The sequence below is a fragment of the Acidiphilium sp. PA genome, assembly GCF_026191915.1.
In the GTDB taxonomy this organism is placed as follows: Bacteria; Pseudomonadota; Alphaproteobacteria; order Acetobacterales; family Acetobacteraceae; genus Acidiphilium.
In genome coordinates, this window is the sequence record NZ_JAIMBY010000064.1 from 1 (window position 1) to 4,424 (window position 4,424).

Below are 4,424 nucleotides of genomic sequence, written 5' to 3' on the forward strand. Positions count from 1 at the left end.
TGACGTCACTTCCATAACGTAGGCCTGCGCGGCTATGCTGCGCGCGGGTGGTCGGCGTCCACATGTGATCTCCAACAAGGCTTCGAACACCTGCATGGAATCACATCGGGTCCGGCCATCCAACCCCGCGCCGAAAATGTTCCGCGTTGATTCCGAAATGGCCTCTAAGAAACGTCAATAAAATAATTTACAAAGCTAAATAAATCGAAAAAAGGCTGTAAATCAAGAAAACACTCAAAAAGTTACGATATTAATCAATAAACTATCGAACAAAATAGACACGTTAGTGTAATATAGCATTTTTACGCATACTATACGTGTCCATATCGCCAACGATGATATGATCGTGAAAATTTATTGCAAGCATTTTACATACTTTTTGCAGCTCGCGCGTTTGAATGACGTCATCATTTGAAGGGGATGGATCGCCGCTAGGGTGATTATGAACAAGTATAAATGAAGTCGCGCTATTTTCTATTACGTGGCGAATAACTGTCTGCGGATAAAACATAACATTATTTGGTGTGCCAGTGGCAATAATTTCTTCTTTAAGTAAAAAATTTTTTGAGTTTAACAAAAAAATTATTATTTTCTCTTGTTGAGATGCGTAGTTCTTGAATAATAAATAATCATGAAGTTGTGTAATATTACTTATCAAATCCTTATTTTTAATTTTTGTTTTTATAGTTCTAATTAATATGATCTGCATATATTTAATCAGTATTGCAAGATTTTCGCCGACGGCGTTGTTCTTAACAAGTTTGCTATAGCTGGCGCCAAACAGACCCATAATCCCGCCGAACTGACCTTCGACAGCCTGCATGAACGCTCCCTCATCAGTAGAAGGATCAATCATTTTTATGAGCTTCATGAGAATTTCGCTATCGTTATCGCAGACGCTAAGTTGATCGAAAAAGGCATCCGTAAGCATTTTTTTGCTCCACTAACCACCCGGGTAAATTTTAACCCATAGCAACCGGAGGTTGCAAAACTCACATGACATTAAGTTAAATATTCGTCAACCTACCGGTCCTTTGTTTTTTAAAAAAGGGGAAAAAATTAACGATGGTGAGAAGCCGCATGGTTATCTGTAATCTGTGGTGGAAATGACACTGTTGTAGATTTAGAGGACGTGCGGTGTCTCTGATCTCCTCTTCAACCCATTCGACGAAGGCGGGTCCACTGCATTCAATGGGGGCTATCGGATTATGGCGGTGCGATTGGCCCCGTAAATTCGTTGGTGCTGCGAGTGGATTGCGGTGGCTTCGCTGTCAGATGTTGGAAGACCGGAGGCGGTGTGGTGATGTTCGGCTTATTAAGTCGGATCGCCCGGCTCCCGGATGCGGGCAGAGGCCATAGAAACGCAGGTACTTCTGCGCGGGATATACTGTTGCGATTTGCCCACTGGAAACGGAGCGCGGCGGCTTTCGCGCCGGCGAAAGCATTTGCGGTTGGCGGGGGTTGCGACTTGCTGCAGTTCGCGAGGCCCAGTGCGATGACCACGCTTGTGAACATCCAGAAAATCGAATGAATCTTACGGCTGACTCGTCCCATTGTTAGCCTCATAAAACAACCATAGCGCGAAAAAGAGTTGACACATACATCTTAACGGAATACTAATCCTATGTAAGGTGGCGTCCAGATGGTTAATAATATTGCTGTTTGGGGCTGATCGATGGGGTGGTCGGTCTATAAAAATAGAATTTTTACACGTATATTGAGATTCAATCTAACAATAATCCGGTGCACCCTGTTGCTTCTGATAAAGGCATAAAATGGATGTCATGTCCCAGCTAAACTCATCGAGGCCGATGACAATCATGGAGATGACGACCGCAGATGCGATCATTGGGCGCCGATCCATACCGTTCTGGCGATGGACCAGGGATGCCCTGGGCACAGCGGGTTTCCGTTTTGCGGTTCTATTCGTTATTGTTTTTGGGGTGTCAGTAGGTGTTCTTGCCGCCTCGATTTGGGAGCAGACCGAGATAACGATCACCGGGGAGATGAAGTCGGCTATCGCGAGCGATGCGGTTGTATTATCGGCACGCTATGGCGAGTCTGGCCTGCTAGCTGCATCGAAGGCCGTTCAGCAGTTATCCAACATAACCTCGACGCGTTCGGGTCTCTATCTGCTCGTGGATCATGAAAACGACCTTGTTGCTGGAAATTTATCGCGTTGGCCCTCTGGGGTCACCGATCCGCACGTTTGGTATCGTAAAAGGATCTCATTTTCTAGCCGCAAGATAGACGGCCTTCTCAGAGTCTACGATCTACCGGAGGGCTTTCGCTTGCTGGTAGGCCGGAATACAGACAGGGATAACCGAATTCTCAAAATGTTACAGACCGAGTTTTTGTCTGTCGCAGGAGAGGTATTTTTGCTCGCGATTATCGGCGGTGCAATGATGCGGGCCTTGCTTAACCGTGCACTGGCCGACCTCAACGGGGTGGCAGTTGCAATAAGTCGCGGCGACCTGTCCGCACGGATCAGGCAAACTCGGCGCGGCAGAGAGCTCAATCTCATTGCGGGAACAATAAATGAAATTCTCGACCGCACCGCGTTCCTTCTCGATGGCGTCCGAAATGTAACGAGTGCTATTTCGCATGATCTGCGGACCCCTATCACGCGCGTTCGCATGCGCCTTGAAGATGCTACGGCATTGGCTGCGGATCGCCCTGATCTGATCGAGTCTCTCTTAAACGCTAGCGCTGATCTCGATAGAATTACCTCAATATTCGAAGCTCTCTTGCGTATTGCGGAAATAGAATCCGGCGCACGCCGTTCAGCGTTCAGGAAATTTGATCTGACACCGCATTTGTTGAATATCGTCGAACTTTACCAGACGTACGCCGATAATTCCGGAATCGTACTCACGATATCTAGAATCCCAACGCTTCCAATGTTTGGGGACCCGGACATGATACAGCAGGCCTTGGTCAATCTGCTCGACAATGCGCTCAAATTCTCTCCGCAAGGGGGTGCGATTTACGTCGACGCTTTGATGGAGGGCAACTTTTTGGCAATCACAATCGCCGATAAGGGGGTAGGGATCGCGGAGAATGATCGTTCTCGTGTTGGAGAACGTTTCTTCCGAACTGAAACCGCACGTTCGACGCCAGGCTCTGGATTAGGGCTGAGCCTAGTGGTTTCGGTATGTCAATTGCACGGTGGTGTTTTGGTGCTGGATGATAACAACCCTGGGCTCAGGGCCACAATCCGTCTTAATCGGGGAGAGGGCTAAATTGTTTAACTCTAGAAGTGTCATTGACGTGCTCGCGGAGGAAATCGGGGTTGATTTTGGTCGGGAGTTATGGGACATTTTGATGTCTTTTGAGTAGTGGTCCAAATAATGCGTCAGTACCTGATGAATTTATTTAATTTTGCGCGGCGGCCTCGTCCTGGTTGGCGTTGCACTGGGGTGGGGGTCTTCACGCGCGATGATGGCTGTCAGGCTAGTCGTGTCAATGAGAACGGTAAGCGCGTATGGATGGTGATGGTCCCGGGGTCGGATGTGCCACATCAACCCGTATGGCAGGCGTTACAAGACGTTAGTGGCGTGAGGTTTTTTGCCAGAGCTGAGGATGCGATGAAGGCCGCCGAATTCTATCTTGGAAAATGTGGCAAGAGGGATGCCAACGCATGAACAGGCTACGATGACCGACGAGCCAAAGTTGCGATTAAATCTTGATCGAGGCATACAAAAGGTCTCGATATCAATCGATAACGGCGATCAAATAAGCGTGAATGCAAAGGCCCTGACTGAACTGATCCAGCTTCTCAGTAAAATACGTGCTGAAATGGAACATAAAGAGCAGTTTCGATATGGCGATCGAATAAATTTTATGACCTCGCCACAGTCTGTCTATCACGTTGATAAAGTTGCCGAAATGCCAGGTGCTATAAGACTGTTAGTGTCTCATCCGGGACCCGGTTTTATTGGAGTTGTTCTCGATAAGACTAAGGTAGCTGAACTACGGGCATTTATTGAAACCGCGGACAGGCCTATTCGGATCCATTGACGCGGCGTCCATGCTCGAGGAGTAGCAATTCGTGAGAATGATAGAATTCGGCGCCGACGGAGATACATAGGCGCGCCTCGTTTTCTTTCGTCACCAAGCGATCCGGGAAACTGAGGTGGCAGGGTGAGGCGCGTCGTGGAAGCTGGTACTGCGGTCACGTATTGGTCGATGGTCTGCGGGCAGGGTGGGAACGATGGTGACTGTGTGTGCAGGGGCGAGAGCAAGACGATCGCGTAGACAGGATTGATACCGGTTGGCATCTCGGATTCTAGTGCATTGACGCTTTCATAAGATTCACATTTTTAGCAGGACATGCGAATCGTGTGGCATGGCCCAAACTGTCAATGTCATCGTCCCTGTGGGAGATCGCGAGCGACTGCTCGCCATTATCGGCGACCGCAATC

Annotated in this window: 3 protein-coding genes; 2 read left to right on the plus strand and 1 reads right to left on the minus strand. The window is 48.3% G+C overall.

The genetic code is table 11. The features are described 5' to 3' along the window. Positions 1-283: 283 nt before the first annotated feature. Positions 284-931 (minus strand): RadC family protein, encoded by a 648-nt coding sequence (locus AruPA_RS21350; RefSeq protein ID WP_265638747.1) that lies wholly within the window; start codon positions 929-931, stop codon positions 284-286. 889 nt (positions 932-1,820) lie between these two features. Between AruPA_RS21350 and AruPA_RS21355 the strand changes: the two genes are divergently transcribed. After that, positions 1,821-3,242 (plus strand): HAMP domain-containing sensor histidine kinase, encoded by a 1,422-nt coding sequence (locus tag AruPA_RS21355; RefSeq protein WP_265638748.1) that lies wholly within the window; start codon positions 1,821-1,823, stop codon positions 3,240-3,242. Positions 3,243-3,654: 412 nt separating this feature from the next. Next, positions 3,655-4,020: a hypothetical protein gene (locus AruPA_RS21360; protein ID WP_265638749.1), complete on the plus strand. Its 366-nt coding sequence runs from the start codon at positions 3,655-3,657 to the stop codon at positions 4,018-4,020. Positions 4,021-4,424: the final 404 nt, after the last annotated feature.